The 13,043-nt window shown below is 71.2% G+C and carries 17 protein-coding genes; 10 read left to right on the plus strand and 7 right to left on the minus strand.

Going from position 1 to position 13,043, the window contains the following annotated elements:
* The first annotated feature begins 7 nt into the window (after nt 1-7).
* From ACFYNL_RS10185 to ACFYNL_RS10215, 7 genes are all read left to right on the plus strand, one after another.
* Complete coding sequence (locus ACFYNL_RS10185; RefSeq protein WP_388799576.1) at nt 8-376, plus strand: 6-pyruvoyl tetrahydropterin synthase family protein; 369 nt, start codon at nt 8-10, stop codon at nt 374-376.
* A 150-nt stretch (nt 377-526) separates the two neighbouring features.
* Nucleotides 527-1,156, plus strand: a complete 630-nt coding sequence (locus ACFYNL_RS10190) for a 7-carboxy-7-deazaguanine synthase QueE (protein ID WP_388800592.1) — start codon at nt 527-529, stop codon at nt 1,154-1,156.
* On the plus strand, nt 1,156-1,758 hold the full coding sequence (gene folE / locus ACFYNL_RS10195) for a GTP cyclohydrolase I (RefSeq protein ID WP_388799604.1): 603 nt from the start codon (nt 1,156-1,158) through the stop codon (nt 1,756-1,758). The genes ACFYNL_RS10190 and folE overlap by 1 nt, the downstream gene beginning before the upstream one ends.
* Nucleotides 1,759-1,772: 14 nt before the next feature.
* Nucleotides 1,773-2,930 (plus strand): IMP dehydrogenase, encoded by a 1,158-nt coding sequence (locus ACFYNL_RS10200; protein ID WP_388799607.1) that lies wholly within the window; start codon nt 1,773-1,775, stop codon nt 2,928-2,930.
* Nucleotides 2,927-3,502: a phosphoribosyltransferase gene (locus ACFYNL_RS10205; RefSeq protein WP_388799610.1), complete on the plus strand. Its 576-nt coding sequence runs from the start codon at nt 2,927-2,929 to the stop codon at nt 3,500-3,502. The genes ACFYNL_RS10200 and ACFYNL_RS10205 overlap by 4 nt, the downstream gene beginning before the upstream one ends.
* Entirely contained in the window at nt 3,499-4,755 is a 1,257-nt protein-coding gene (locus ACFYNL_RS10210; protein WP_388799613.1) for a UbiD family decarboxylase, read from the plus strand. The genes ACFYNL_RS10205 and ACFYNL_RS10210 overlap by 4 nt, the downstream gene beginning before the upstream one ends.
* A 54-nt stretch (nt 4,756-4,809) precedes the next feature.
* Nucleotides 4,810-5,316 (plus strand): NUDIX domain-containing protein, encoded by a 507-nt coding sequence (locus tag ACFYNL_RS10215; protein WP_388799616.1) that lies wholly within the window; start codon nt 4,810-4,812, stop codon nt 5,314-5,316.
* Here ACFYNL_RS10215 and ACFYNL_RS10220 read toward each other — a convergent pair.
* Nucleotides 5,264-6,208: a carbohydrate kinase family protein gene (locus ACFYNL_RS10220; protein WP_388799619.1), complete on the minus strand. Its 945-nt coding sequence runs from the start codon at nt 6,206-6,208 to the stop codon at nt 5,264-5,266. The two genes, ACFYNL_RS10215 and ACFYNL_RS10220, sit on opposite strands and share 53 nt — an antisense overlap.
* Nucleotides 6,209-6,247: 39 nt before the next feature.
* Between ACFYNL_RS10220 and ACFYNL_RS10225 the strand changes: the two genes are divergently transcribed.
* Together ACFYNL_RS10225 and ACFYNL_RS10230 are read left to right on the plus strand one after the other, a co-directional pair.
* On the plus strand, nt 6,248-7,522 hold the full coding sequence (locus ACFYNL_RS10225) for an MFS transporter (RefSeq protein ID WP_388799622.1): 1,275 nt from the start codon (nt 6,248-6,250) through the stop codon (nt 7,520-7,522).
* Complete coding sequence (locus ACFYNL_RS10230; RefSeq protein ID WP_388799625.1) at nt 7,519-8,253, plus strand: HAD family hydrolase; 735 nt, start codon at nt 7,519-7,521, stop codon at nt 8,251-8,253. Before ACFYNL_RS10225 ends, ACFYNL_RS10230 begins: the two co-directional genes overlap by 4 nt.
* Nucleotides 8,254-8,709: 456 nt before the next feature.
* Here the strand turns inward: ACFYNL_RS10230 and ACFYNL_RS10235 are convergent, their stop codons facing one another.
* The 5 genes from ACFYNL_RS10235 to ACFYNL_RS10255 all read right to left on the minus strand — a co-directional run bounded on the left by ACFYNL_RS10235 (nt 8,710) and on the right by ACFYNL_RS10255 (nt 10,825).
* The gene (locus ACFYNL_RS10235; RefSeq protein WP_388799628.1) at nt 8,710-9,231 is read right to left on the minus strand and encodes a hypothetical protein; all 522 of its coding nucleotides are present in this window, start codon (nt 9,229-9,231) and stop codon (nt 8,710-8,712) included.
* A 15-nt stretch (nt 9,232-9,246) separates the two neighbouring features.
* Nucleotides 9,247-9,564: a hypothetical protein gene (locus ACFYNL_RS10240; RefSeq protein ID WP_388799631.1), complete on the minus strand. Its 318-nt coding sequence runs from the start codon at nt 9,562-9,564 to the stop codon at nt 9,247-9,249.
* A complete protein-coding gene (locus ACFYNL_RS10245) occupies nt 9,561-9,800 on the minus strand; it encodes an MbtH family protein (RefSeq protein ID WP_388799634.1) in 240 nt (79 codons plus the stop codon). Before ACFYNL_RS10245 ends, ACFYNL_RS10240 begins: the two co-directional genes overlap by 4 nt.
* A gap of 86 nt (nt 9,801-9,886) precedes the next feature.
* Nucleotides 9,887-10,060 carry a hypothetical protein gene (locus ACFYNL_RS10250; protein WP_388799637.1) on the minus strand — a complete coding sequence of 58 codons (174 nt, stop codon included), beginning with the start codon at nt 10,058-10,060 and terminating at the stop codon, nt 9,887-9,889.
* Between the two features lie 423 nt (nt 10,061-10,483).
* A complete protein-coding gene (locus ACFYNL_RS10255) occupies nt 10,484-10,825 on the minus strand; it encodes a hypothetical protein (RefSeq protein ID WP_388799640.1) in 342 nt (113 codons plus the stop codon).
* A gap of 268 nt (nt 10,826-11,093) precedes the next feature.
* Here ACFYNL_RS10255 and ACFYNL_RS10260 point away from each other — a divergent pair, with 268 nt between their 5' ends.
* Nucleotides 11,094-12,074: a LuxR C-terminal-related transcriptional regulator gene (locus tag ACFYNL_RS10260; protein WP_388799642.1), complete on the plus strand. Its 981-nt coding sequence runs from the start codon at nt 11,094-11,096 to the stop codon at nt 12,072-12,074.
* A 39-nt stretch (nt 12,075-12,113) separates the two neighbouring features.
* On the opposite strand, the gene ACFYNL_RS10265 is transcribed toward ACFYNL_RS10260, so the two are convergent.
* Complete coding sequence (locus ACFYNL_RS10265) at nt 12,114-12,896, minus strand: SDR family NAD(P)-dependent oxidoreductase (protein ID WP_388799645.1); 783 nt, start codon at nt 12,894-12,896, stop codon at nt 12,114-12,116.
* Between the last annotated feature and the right edge of the window lie 147 nt (nt 12,897-13,043).

Genomic DNA, 13,043 nt, shown 5'->3' on the forward strand with positions numbered 1-13,043 from the left:
CCGGACCGTGCTTTCCATCACCAAGGAGTTCCACTTCTCCGCCAGCCACCGGCTGGCCGGGCTGCCGCCGGACCATCCGTGCGGCAGGCTCCACGGCCACAACTACGTCGTCGTACTCGAACTCAGCGCCACCGAGGACGACTTGACCGGGCCCGGCTTCGTCCGGGACTACGGCGAGCTCGGCGTCTTCAAGAAGTGGCTCGACGACACCGTCGACCACCGGCACCTCAACGACGTGCTGACCGGCACCAACCCGTCGGCCGAGCACATCGCCATGTGGATCTACCGGACGTGGGCCGCGGACTTCCCCGAGCTGACCGCCGTTCGGGTCTCGGAGACACCGAAGACCTGGGCGACGTACCGACCCGCCGCCTGACGGGTCGGCAACACACGTACCCACAAGCCCGTTTCGGGCTCAAGGAGGTGGTGAAAATGGCGGTTCCGAAACTCGTGGTCAACGAGATTTTCGGACCCACCTAGCGCCGTACAGGGCGAAGGGCCTTCCACCGGAAGGTCGTGTGCGTTCCTGCGGCTCGGCGGTTGCAACCTCACCTGCCGCTGGTGCGACACGCCGTACACATGGGACTGGAAGGGCGAGTCGGACACCGGCGTCGCCTACCGGGCGGCGGACGAGCTGCACGCGCTGACCGTCACCGAGGTCACCGAGCGGCTGCTCGGTTTCGGTGTCGAGCTGATCGTGATCTCCGGCGGGGAACCGCTCAGCCAGCAGGACCGGGTGCTGCCCGTGGTCCAGGCCCTGGCCGAGCGCCGGGTCGGGGTGGAGTTCGAGACCAACGGCACCGTGGTGCCGCGCGACGCGCTCGTGGCGTCCGGGGCCCGGTTCAACGTGTCGCCGAAGCTCGCGCACTCGGGGGTCGCCGAGGACCGGCGCATCGTCCCCGAGGCGCTGCGTCGCTTCGGCCAACTGCCCGGTGTCTCCTTCAAGTTCGTCTGCGGCGACCTGGACGACCTGGCCGAGGTCGAGGAACTGGTCGAGAGGTTCGGCCTGAGCAATGTCTGGATCATGCCGCGGGGGCAGTCCCCCGAGGAGATCGACCAGGGCATGCGCGCGCTGGCCGATGACGTGATCACGCGCAAATGGAATCTGTCCGGACGACTGCACGTCAACGTGTGGGGAAGCAAGCGGGGTGTCTGATGACCAGCAGCGTGGAAGTGTTGACCGAGGACCTGGACCTGCTGGAGGCGGGCGAGGAGACGGACCCGTTGGAGTCGATCGCCCGTCAGCTGCTCGTGGAGATCGGCGAGGACCCCGACCGTGAGGGCCTGAAGGAGACCCCGGCCCGCTACGCGCGCTGGTGGCGGGAGTTCACCCGGTACGAGCCGGGGTCCGTCGACACCCTGTTCGAGACGACGGCGAGCGGCAACCTGGTCGCCGTCTCCGGGATCAGCGTGTGGTCCCTGTGCGAGCACCATCTGCTGCCGTTCTCCTGCCGGGTCACCATCGGCTATCTGCCGAACGAGAAGATGCTGGGCCTGAGCAAGTTCGCCCGCATCGCCCACCAGCACGCCCACAAGCTCCAGTCGCAGGAGCAGCTCTCGCAGCAGATCGCCGACGACGTGGAGCGGCTGACCGGCTCCTGTGACGTGGCGGTCATCGGCCGCGGCGAGCACCTGTGCATGGCGATGCGCGGCATCCGTACGCCGGCCACGATGACCACCGCCGTATGGCGGGGCGCGCTCAAGGACCCCGCCCTGCGCGGCGAGCTGATCGCGCTCACCAACGACACCCGTCACTGAAGAGGACACGCCCCATGCGCATCTGTGAACCCGAACGGACCGGGCTGAGCTTCGACGACGTCCTGTTCGTGCCCCGGCGCACCTCGTTGACCAGCAGGCGCCAGGCCGACCCGCGCAGCGAGCTGCTGCCCGGTCTGACCCTGCGGGTGCCGGTCGTCTCGGCCAACACGCAGTGGTGCACCGGTGACCGGATGGCGGCGGCGATGGCCCTGGAGGGCGGCCTGGGCATCCTGCACCGGATGCAGACCGTCGAGCAGCAGGTCGCCCAGTTGGACGCGGTCAAGGCCGTCCGGCCCGACGCCGAGCAGGCCGGGCGGGCCTCGCTCGACGCCAGGGGCAGGCTGCTGGCCGGCGCGGCCGTCGGCGTCACCGGTGACTGGCGGGAGCGGGCGGCCCAGCTCGTCGCGCACGAGGTGGACATCCTGCTGGTGGATGTCGCGCACGGGCACAGCGACCAGGTCATCGACGTCGTGAAGGAGCTGCGCTCCAGCTACCCCGGCACCCCGCTCATCGCGGGCAACGTGGCCACGGCGGACGGCGTACGGGATCTGGCGGCGGCCGGTGCCCAGGCGGTGAAGGTCGGCATCGGGCCGGGCGGGGTGTGCACCACGCGGCTGGTGGCGGGCACCGGGGTACCGCAGCTGACCGCCGTCATGGACTGCGCCGACGCGGCCGAGGAGGCCGGGGTGACGATCATCGCCGACGGCGGCATCCGGCAGGCCGGTGACATCGCCAAGGCGCTCGCGGCCGGCGCCCACGCGGTCATGCTGGGCTCGGCGCTCGCGGGCGCCGACGAGAGCGAGGCAACCCCGGTGGAACGGGACGGCCGCCGCTACCGGGTCAGCAACGGCTTCGTCTCGCTCGGCATGGAGCTCACGCTGCGCAAGGCGGCCGGTGGGACGGTCACGCAGGAGGAGGTCGACGACTACGTCCCGGAGGGCGTCGAGGCGACCTTCCCCGCTTCCGGGTCGCTGGCGCGGACGCTGCGTCAGCTGGTCGGCGGTGTGCAGTCGGCGATGAGCTACTCGGGCGCCGCCGACCTGGACGCCTTCCGCGCGCACGCCGAGTTCATCCGGGTGACGGCCGCCGGCCGCGCGGAGAACGTGCCACACGCCCGGGAGCGTTCGGTGCAGATCGACATCGACCACGTGGCGAAGGCGGTGGCGGGATGAGCGCGGCGTCCGAGCCCGCGGTCGCGGGTGAGCAGCCCGGCATGTGGACCCGGCAGGGGCCGTACCTCCTGGACATGACGACCTTCGGGCGGCTGCTGGAGGACATCGCCGGCGAGGTGCGGGCGGCGGGTTTCGTTCCGGACGCCGTGCTCGCGGTGGCCCGGGGCGGGCTCGCCGCGGGCGGGTACCTGACCTGCGCGCTGGACGTGCCGGTGATGCACACGGTGCGTGTGCGCCGGACGGCCGACGACAGCAGGTACGCCGCCAAGCAGCGGCCGGTCGTCGACGCCTCGGGGTCACTGGGGCTCGGGGCGGGCGACAAGGTGCTGGTCGTCGACGACATCGTGGGCACGGGGGCGACCGCCGACGCGGTGCTGGAGTTCCTGGCTGCCCGCGGGGTGGCGCGCGAGGACGTGCGGTTCGCGGCCGTCGTCCGCAATCACCGCAGCGGCTACGTCCCCGACCACTGCCCGGCCGTCGTCGACGACTGGATCGTGTTCCCCTGGGAGACGGCCCGGGAGTCGACCGAGGACTGCCGTCCGTTCCCGGCGGCGGCGCGGGTGGGCACGTGAGCCGCGGTTTTCCCGGCAGCGGGCTGACCCGGGCCGCGGACGCCGCCGCGCTGGGCCTGCCCGGCTGCTACGACGCCGTCGACCTGTACACCTACGACCGCCGGCTCAGCAGCCGGGTCGAGGTCGCGCGCACCCTCGCGGAGATCGAGAAGGAGCACGGGGCCCGGCCGACGGTGGTGTTCACGGACATCGCCGAGCGACCGGGTGCCCGGGTGCTGTGCCACCCCTATCCGCGCGAGGTGCTGCTGGCCGCGCTCGGTACGACGGAGGAGAAGCACCTTCCGGAGATGTCCCGGCGGCTCGCGGGTCCCGTCCCGCCGCCGGGCACCTGCGCCGGACTCCCTTCGGTCCGCCGGGAGTTGCCCGGTCTGATGGACGACCTGCCGATCCTCCAGCACCGTCCCGCCGACGCCGGGCCGTACATCACGGCCGGGGTCGGGGTGACCACCCGACCCGACGGCAGCGGCGTCAACATGGGTTTCTACCGCACCCAGGTGGTCGGCCCCGACGAAGCCCGGATCTTCCTGGACCCGCGCACCGACGGCCACCGCAACCTGCTGGCCTGGCTGGAGACCGGCCGCCCCATGCCGATCTCGCTGTTCCTCGGCGCCGACCCGGCGCTGACCGTGGTGGCCGCCTCCCGGCTGCCGGCCGAGGGCGACGACTACGAGATCGCCGGGCGGCTGCTGGGCCGCCGGGTGGACGTCGGGGGCTTCCCACCGGTGCCGGACGACGCCACCCATGTCATCACCGGCTTCGTCGAGGAACGGGACGCGGTGGAGGGGCCGTTCGGTGAGTTCAAGGGCTACTACGCCGAGGCCCGGCGCAGCAACGTGCTCACCGTGACCGGGGTGTCCGCCGCACCGGGCGCGCCCTGGCCGACGATCGTGGCCGGCGCCCGGTCCGGTCTGACCCTGATGAGCTTCCAGAACGAGTACCTGATGTACGCCCATCTGAGCGGCCTCGGCTATCCGGTCAGGTCGGTGCACTACTCGATCAGGGCGCGGGGCGAGTTCGTGGCGTACATCGAGTCGGACGAACCCAGTGATGATCTGGTGCGCGAGGCGATGGCCTTCGACGTACGCTCCAAGGTGGTCGTCTGTGGTCCTGACCTCGCCAACCCCGGTCAGGCACTGGCCACTTACGGCTTCACCACCCGGACCGAGCCCTACTACCGCAAGGGCCGGGTGGAGGGGGAACGGATCGGACTGGCGCTGGTGATCCCACCGGACGGCTGGCCGACCGAGTACTGACAGCGCGTAACCGAACCGCGTACCGACACCGCACCGAGCGAGGACTGCACGACGATGGACCGATTCGCACGGGCGCTGCCCGCCGCCCTCATGGTGATCCCGGGTCCGGGAGGCACCGTCACCTTCATCCGCCAGCTGAAGGGGCCGTACGCGAACAACTGGCTGCTGCCCGGGGGCGGGATCGAACCGGGTGAGCCGGCCGAGGCGGCGGCGCTGCGGGAGGCGCGCGAGGAGACCGGCATCGCCGTGCGGTCCTGTTCGCTGTTCGCCGTCTACGAGTTCACCGGGACCTGGGAGCAGGGCGGATACCACCTGCTGATGTTCGCCTTCCTGGCCGACGGGGAGTACCCGCTGCGGCCCGGGTTCGCCGGGGACAACGTGGGGGCGATCCGGCAGGCCCGGATCGGGGAGATCGACATGCACTCCACGGATCTGCAGATCCTCACCGACGCCGGGCTGGCCGCCTACGACGAGGAGACCATCGCCCGGGCGCTGGCGGCGGACGGCATCACGATGCACGCGCACCGGGTGGCGTCCACCGCCCGGTGCGCCGCGCCGTGAGCAGCGGATCCGTCGCCAGGCTGCGGCAGGTGCTCTGCCGGCAGCCGATCGTCAGCCGCGCCGCGCGCAGCCCCAGGGCCAGGGCCGCTCTGGGGCTCGCGCCGCGTACCAGGCCGACTACGAACGCGGACGCCAGTGCGTCCCCGGCGCCGGTGTCGTCGGTGCAGGGGCCTTCCTCGGCGGGCAGGGTGAGCGGTACGGGCTGCTGCGCGCAGGCGACGGCGGCGCCGGCCGCGCCCGCGGTCACCACGACCACGCGCGGTCCTTGTCCGAGCAGCCGTCGCGCCTGCTCACCGGGCGTGCCCGGCGCTCCGGTGAGGGCCTGCGCCTCACGGGCGTTGAGCACCAGCACGTCGTACAGCGGCAGCAACCCGGTGCGGGGGCCGAAGTCCCGCTGCCGGGTGGGCAGACCGCACATCGGGGTCCCGTTCGCCCTGGCCTGCCGTGACAGCCAGACGAGCAGGTCCTCGTCGAGTCCGCCCTCGGCCACCACGGTCTTCGCCGCGGCCACGGTGCCGGCGAGACCGGGTCCGGCGAGGGGCCGGGCGGCGGCGGGGTCGGGCAGCGCGACGCGGGAGGTGATCTGTCGTCCCCGCTCGTCGAGGAGGACGTCCCAGCGGCCTATGCCGTCGTCGGTGCGCAGCACGTGGAGCGGCCGTACCCCCAGCGCGGTCAGCTCCTCCTCCAGATCGGTGGCGTCCTGCCCGGACCCGGACAGGCCCGCGAAGGCCGTCCGGGCGCCGAGCCGGGCCGTGTTGACGGCGATGTTGCGGCCGACGCCGCCGTGGTGGCGCTGTACGCCCCAGACCGGCTCGGCCCCGCCCAGCATGCCGGTGGCGAAGTACTTGCGGTCCATCACGAGCGAGCCCAGCACGAGCACGTCGTATCCCACGGCATGACCCCCGAAAATCGAAGAGCGAGGAAAGGCTTGATGACAGACGAGACCGAAGTGGTCAAGGCTGGCAAGGGAATTGAATCGACATCGGAAGAACTCGCAGAAAGGCGCGAGGCCCGCGCATTCCGATGGAAGTTCTGCCTAATTTATCTGGCCGGGCTCTTCGCCGCCACAAGTATGGGAAAAATGACGCCGATATCGGTGGCGTTACGCGAGGACCTTTCCCTTTCGCTGGCTCAGGTCGCCCTGCTCACCTCACTGGTGACAGCGGTCGCCGCCGTGCTCGGTCTGTTCGTCAGCTATCTGATCCGTCCCCTGCCGCCGCACCGCATGCTGGTCGCCGGGCTCGTCGTCATGGGCCTGGCCGGGCTGTTCTGCGCCCGGACCGACAGCTTCGCCGCGATGCTGGGCGGCCGGCTGGTGGAGAGCGTCGGATACGTCGTCGTGGTGATCGTCGCCCCCGTACTGCTGTTCGCGCTCGGCGACGGCAAGCGGCTCACCGGGGCGCTCGCGATCTGGGGCACGTTCATGCCGGTGGGTCTGGCGCTCGGCTCCTTCGCGGGCGGAGTGCTCTCGTCGTGGCTCGACTGGCGGGAATGGCTGGCGGTGGCCGCGGCGGCGACCTTGCTGGTCGCCGTGCTGACCACGCGGCTGCCCGCGGTGGCCGGGCACCGGGAGCGGCGCGAGTCCACGCGCCCGGATCGGGCGGCCGCGGTACGACGGCTCGCGCGGCCCGCATCGCTGGGCGCCGGGTTCGCAGCGGTCAGCGGCTCGATCGTGGCCTGCGTCACTCTCTATCCTCCGTACCTGCACGAGGAGTTCGGCCTGTCCACCGAGTCCGCCGGCACCCTCACCGGTGTGGTGTCCCTCGTCGGGGTCGTCGGCGGGTTCCTGGCGAGCTGGCTGCTGGTGCGCGGCGTCGGCGTGCGGCTGCTGTTCGTCGCGGTGCTGCTGATGCCGGCGGGAGCGCTCGCCGCCTTCGCCGGGGCGGGCGGGCTCGGGGTGTCGGTCGGCAGCGCGCTGGTGATCGCCCTCGCCAACGAGCTGGTCGTGGCCACCGTGTTCGCGGCCGTGCCGCTGGCGGTGCGCGCGACCGCCGACCTGGGCGCCGCCAACGGCCTGGTCGCGCAGTTCGGCAGCATCGGAGCTCTGGCCACGCCGCCCCTGGTGGGGCTCGCGGTCACCGCGGCGGACGGGTGGTGGGCGGTGGGTCCGTGCCTGCTGGCCGTGTGCGTGGCGGGCCTGGCGCTGTTGCAGATCGCCGTACGGCAGCCGTCGTACGGGAGGACGAGTGTGAAGGAGGCGGCATGACCGTCGAGTACGTGATCTTCGACTGGGCGGGCACCCTCACCCCCTGGCACACGGTGGATCTGCCGGGCATCTGGGTGGAGACGGCCGCCGCGCTGGACGGGGTGGGCGCGCACGAGGCGGCCGAGGTCGGCGGGCGGCTGCTGCGGGCCGAACGGGAGCTGATGACACGCTGCCGCGAGACCCAGTGCTCGGCCCGGCTCGACGAGGTCTTCGAGCTCGCCGGGGTGACGCCCGGGGCGCGTGCGCTCCAGACCTACCGGCGGGCCTGGGAGGCGCACACCCTCATCGACCCGCATGCCCTGGAGATGCTGGACGGGCTGCGCGAACGCGGCCTGGGTGTCGGCGTGCTCTCCAACACGCTGTGGCCGGCCGGATGGCACGAGGAGATATTCGAGCGGGACCAGGTGCTCGGCTATGTCGACGCCGCCGTCTACTCCAGCGAGGTGCCGTGGACCAAACCGCACCCCGACATCTTCGCGGCGGCGCTGGCCGGGCTGGGCGCGGCTTCGGCGGACGGCTGCGTGTTCGTCGGGGACCGGGCCTTCGAGGACGTGTACGGGGCTCAGCGGGCCGGGATGCGGACGATCCTGGTGCCGCACAGCAGCATTCCCGAGGAGGAGCTGGGTGCGTACGGCGCGGTGCCGGACGCGGTGGTCGGGACGTTGAAGGAAGTGCTGAGCGTGGTGGACGAGTGGAATCGGCCGACGCCGTCGCTCCGTGAAACCGCCTGATTTCCGGGGCTTTTTCGTTCCGCGGCACGGCGGCGGAATTCCCCTCGATGTTCCGTCGCGATCCGGGCCGGACCGCGGCGGAACATCCGTGATGCCGCCACCGTCGTGCCGCCGCACGACGATCTCGCCATACGACGGCAGCTACTTCGGTCGGGCTCGGCACCCCGATCGCGTCGAGAACCGCACCCGGGTCCGGGACGACATGGACGAGGGCGATCGGCTTGTCGTGGTGGCCCAGCTGGTTCCAGGTGGCCACCTCCATCAGCTCGTCGAGGGTGCCGCACCCGCCGGGCAGCACCACGAAGGCGCCCGACAGCCGCTGGAGCCCGACGTGACGATGACGTACGCGAGGTCCCTCGGCGTGGTGGCGCTCCGCGGCAGCGGCCGGGCCGCCGCCGCGGGGTCGTACGGCGGCTCGTCCACGGTCGGCGCCGTGCGCACACCGGCGAACCGGCCCTAGTCCGCCGCCGCGATACGAGGCTGGGTGAGAACGGCACGCGCCCGGCCGCGTTCGAGCAGGAAACGGATCCGCTCGGCGGGCAGCTGGGCGTCGATCGGCGGATACACAGCTCCGCGGCGAGGATGCGCAGGACGGCCGCGGAATGCTCCGGCGTGATGCCGCGTCGTGCGGCCGCCGCCCTCAGTGCCGTCCACTGCACGCGCGGCAGCTCTCCGGCGGTGCGGGCGAAACGCGGGGACTCGATGGTGCGCGGGTCGCGGGCCGGCGGCAGCTCGGGGGCGAGGGCCGGCTCCGGTATCCGTTCCTGCCAGTAGCGCTCGGCGCTGCAAAAAGCGCTCGGTCGACTCCAGGCCGTGCTCGGCCGGTACGTAGTCACGGAAGGGCAGTTCGAGCTCGGGGAGCGCGGCGTCGGGGTCGCCGTACAGGTGCGTGGGCTCGCGCATCAGCAGGTTGTACGCCCACGCGTCGGTGATCAGTGCGTCGACGCTCATGTGCAGTCGGCCGACGTCGCCGGACATGAAACCGCCGCGCTGTCAGGTCCGGCCGGTTCCGGGAACCCCCGGCGAAGCATGCGCCGCCCAGCCGGAGTTCCCCGACGGGGGCGCCGGGTGCGAGGGCCGGGTCGCCGCCGGCCGGACCCCCGAGGGCAGCACGAACCGGTGCAGCGCTCCATGGAAGCTCTGCACCGCGGCCAGGGGCCAGTCGATCGGAAGGTCGGTGACGGCGGGTGCCCCCCGCAGCGTCCGCCGCCAGTAGTCGAGCCGAGGGGCGAGTTCGGCCTCTCTTCCCCGGACACCGGCCGGGTGGAGCTCCTGCGAGACGAGTTGGCCGACGGGGCCCGCGGCGCTCATCGGCCGGATTCCTTTTCGGACGACGCGGTACTCGCCAGGTGAGACACGAGACTGAGCGGTCGCATATCCGTCCAGTTCACATTGATGAAATCAATGCAGGAGGAACGGTCGGCCACACCGTGGCGGACCGTCCAGCCGGCCGGCACCTCAGCGAACTCGGGCCACAGCGAATACTGGCCTTCGGCGTTCATCACCACGAAGAAGCGGCCATTGGGGTCGTCGAGCGGATTCGACATTACGCCTCACTCTTTACCTGGGTTCTTTTCTCGATGGGCAGCACGTCGGCCGATTGTGCGGAAACGGATCCGGCGGGTCCGCCGAATCAGTCCCACGCCCAGTTGTCCTGCGGCGCCGACACGCCGGTGACCTGCGCGGTCTCCGTCTGGACGGTCACGGAGGCAGGGGCCTCGGACGCCTGCGCGGCGGTTATCGCGGGAAGCGTGAAAAGCGCGGAAAGGACCGTCACCCGCAGGGCTTGCTTGACACAACGGCTCATTCGACCTCACTGTTTTCGGGCGCGCCGGAGCAGCGCGGATGGGTGCGCGAAATCTCAGGAAGGGGATTGCGTCATTCCGGACATCCGTCTTCTCGGCGAAAGTTTCTTCCGGTTCGACTGGCTAGATCCTGACCCGTGTGAAGGTGCCGTGTCAGCGCTCCCGGTTGGCAGCAGGAGGACATGACCTACAGCTGCCATCGCCGCCGGATCGGCAAGGGACGGTGAATTCCCTGCTCAGCGCGGGGAGGAAGGAGTCGGCGGGTCCAGCTGGACACCCAGCGCCCCCGTCTCGCGGAGCGGACAGTCCGCCGACACGGCCGGATCGCCCCCCAGGAGCAGCGGACGGCGTGGCAGATAAGCGCCGCTCGCCCCGGGCTCCGCCACAACCTGGCGCGTTCGGACGGGAGTTCAGGGGTGAGCCGCTCAATCGGCTCCGAACACACCGCCGTCGGACAGAAAAGGCGCTTGGGCCGCCCACACGCCCAGCGCCAGATCCGCCGTACAGGAGGTCGACCTCCAGCCGTGGAGGCAACCGCGACGGTGCCATTCCGCCCAGGCGGTGGCGGCCAGTTGCTCTGCCTGGGCCACGCTTGCGGCCATCACGAAGGTCATGGCCATCACCAGGGGCGGGTCCGGAACGAGGCTTACGTGTTCCACGCCCGGTTGTGCTTCGCGCCGGATCCGTTCGTACGCGAGGTCACACAGCTGCTGGGCAGTCTGTGAGGCCCCGCGCTCCGGCTGAAGGACCACCTTGATGGCATACATGAGGAGAACATACGCACCTGCGGACTCTTGGAGCGTCGGGTCACGAGACCACTAGCGGACATGACATGGAGCTGCCACTGGACCGTTACAACCCCGCGGGCGTCCGCGGCCCGGGGCGGCCGGCCTCCGTCGTGGGCCAGGGACGGCGGTCCGTCGTCACCCGTGCCGCAGGAGCCGAATACGTTCTGTTGATCCGAACATTCCTGTCAGTATGATGCCGCAGGACCGCGGCCGGATGCCCGCCGCGGCAAACGGGGGGATGACCGTCATGCTGGAAAGTGTCGGGCTGGCCGCTCAGGACCAGGACGTCTATCGGGCGCTACTCCTGCACCCCGACTGGGACATACACGCGATACAACAGCATCTGGGCCTAGCGGAGGACGAGGTCCGCTCGGCACTGGACCGGCTCGCCCAACTGTCCCTGCTGCGCCCCGGCTCCGGCGACGAACACTTCGTCACGGCCAACCCGGATGTCGAACTCAAGCCCCTTCTGGAGCGCATGGAGGCCGAACTCGACGAGCAGCGCGCGAAGCTCGCCCGTGACCGGGCGACGGTGGCCGCGCTGACCGCCGAGTACACCTCGCTGCGGATCCACGCGGGGACCCAGGGCCTGGAACGTCTTGAGGGCCTGGACGGCGTCCGCGTCCGCCTGCAGGAACTCGCGCAGAGCGCCACCGGCGAGGTTCGCGCCTTCATGCCCGGCGGCGCGATGAGCCCCGGCGCGCTGCAGGCGGCTCGCCCCTTGGACGAGGACACGCTCGCCCGTGGCGTGCGCATGCAGACGGTCTACCTGGACAGCGTGCGCAACGACCACGCCACGGTGGAGTACGCCACCTGGTTCACGGCCCGCGGAGGCCAGGCGCGGACCGCGCCCTCGCTGCCGATGCGCCTGATCCTGTGCGACCGCTCCGTCGCGGTTCTCCCGGTGAACCAGGATGCCAGCCGGGACGGGGCGTTCGTCATCCACCTCTCCAGCGTGATCGCGGCGCTCAACCAGCTCTTCGACCTCGTGTGGGAGCGCGCCGCACCGCTCGGCGACGTTCCGGCGCCCGACTGCGAAGGGCCCAGCGAGCGCGACCTGGCGCTTTTGAAGATGCTGGAGGACGGCCTCACCGACGAGGGCGTGGCCCGCAAGCTGGGTGTCTCCATCCGCACGGTCCGCCGGCTCATGGCCGACCTGCTCAAGAGGCTCAACGCCCAGAGCCGTTTCCAGGCCGGCGTGGAAGCCGCACGCCTGGGCTGGCTCTGACGAGGCGTGACGTCGGCTCCGCCGCCCGCACTCCCCCTGTCACAGATCCGTGCCCCCGCTGACGTCGATGCACTGACCGGTGATCCACCGCGCGTCGTCGGAGACGAGGAACGCCACCACGTCGGCCACGTCGGAGGGCTTGCCGATCCGGCCGAAGACGGACCGCGCGGCCAGCGCGGCACACGCCTGCGGCGTCGTCCTGCGCCGGGCGTTCATGTCGGTCTCGATGAACCCGGGCCCGACCGCGTTGACGGTGATGCCGCGTCCGCCGAGTTCCTTGGCCAGACACAGGGTCATCGAGTCCAGGGCGCCCTTGGACATGGCGTACCCGACGGACTCGGGGAACGCCCGCCGGGAGGCGAGCGAGGAGACGTTGACGATGCGGCCGCCGTCGCGCATCCGCGGCAGTGCGCTCTGCACCAGGAAGAACGGTGCCTTGGCGTTGACGGCGATCATCCGGTCGAAGACCTCGGGTACCGCCTCACCGACCGGACCGGAGCCGCTCACCCCGGCGTTGTTCACCAGGATGTCGAGCGAGCCCGCGTCGTCCGCCACCCCCTCCTCCCGCACCCCGGCGTCGAAGGCCTCGAAGACGGCCGCGGCGTCGCCGGCCACGCCGAGCTCGGCTCCGACGGGAAACGCGCGCCCGCCGTTCCTGCGTATCCCCGCGACGACCTCCACGGCGGCGGCCTCACTGTGACCGTAGTGGACGCCGACGACGGCCCCGTCCTCGGCGAGCCGTCCCGCGATGGCTCTGCCTATCCCACGGCCGGCCCCGGTGACGAGTGCGATCTTGTTGGTCAGTGCCCGTTTCGTGTCCACGACGTTCCCGTGTGTCGAAGGAGGAGTACGTACGGGAAAAGTACGGCGGAGACAACCCGGTGAGCGCACGGGGGGTGCGGAACACCGCCCGCGGCGGCCGGCCGCACAGCCGTACGCGCGTCCCGGCGCCGATGGCGGCGGCCCGTA

This window comes from Streptomyces sp. NPDC007808, assembly GCF_042868655.1.
In the GTDB taxonomy this organism is placed as follows: Bacteria; Actinomycetota; Actinomycetes; order Streptomycetales; family Streptomycetaceae; genus Streptomyces.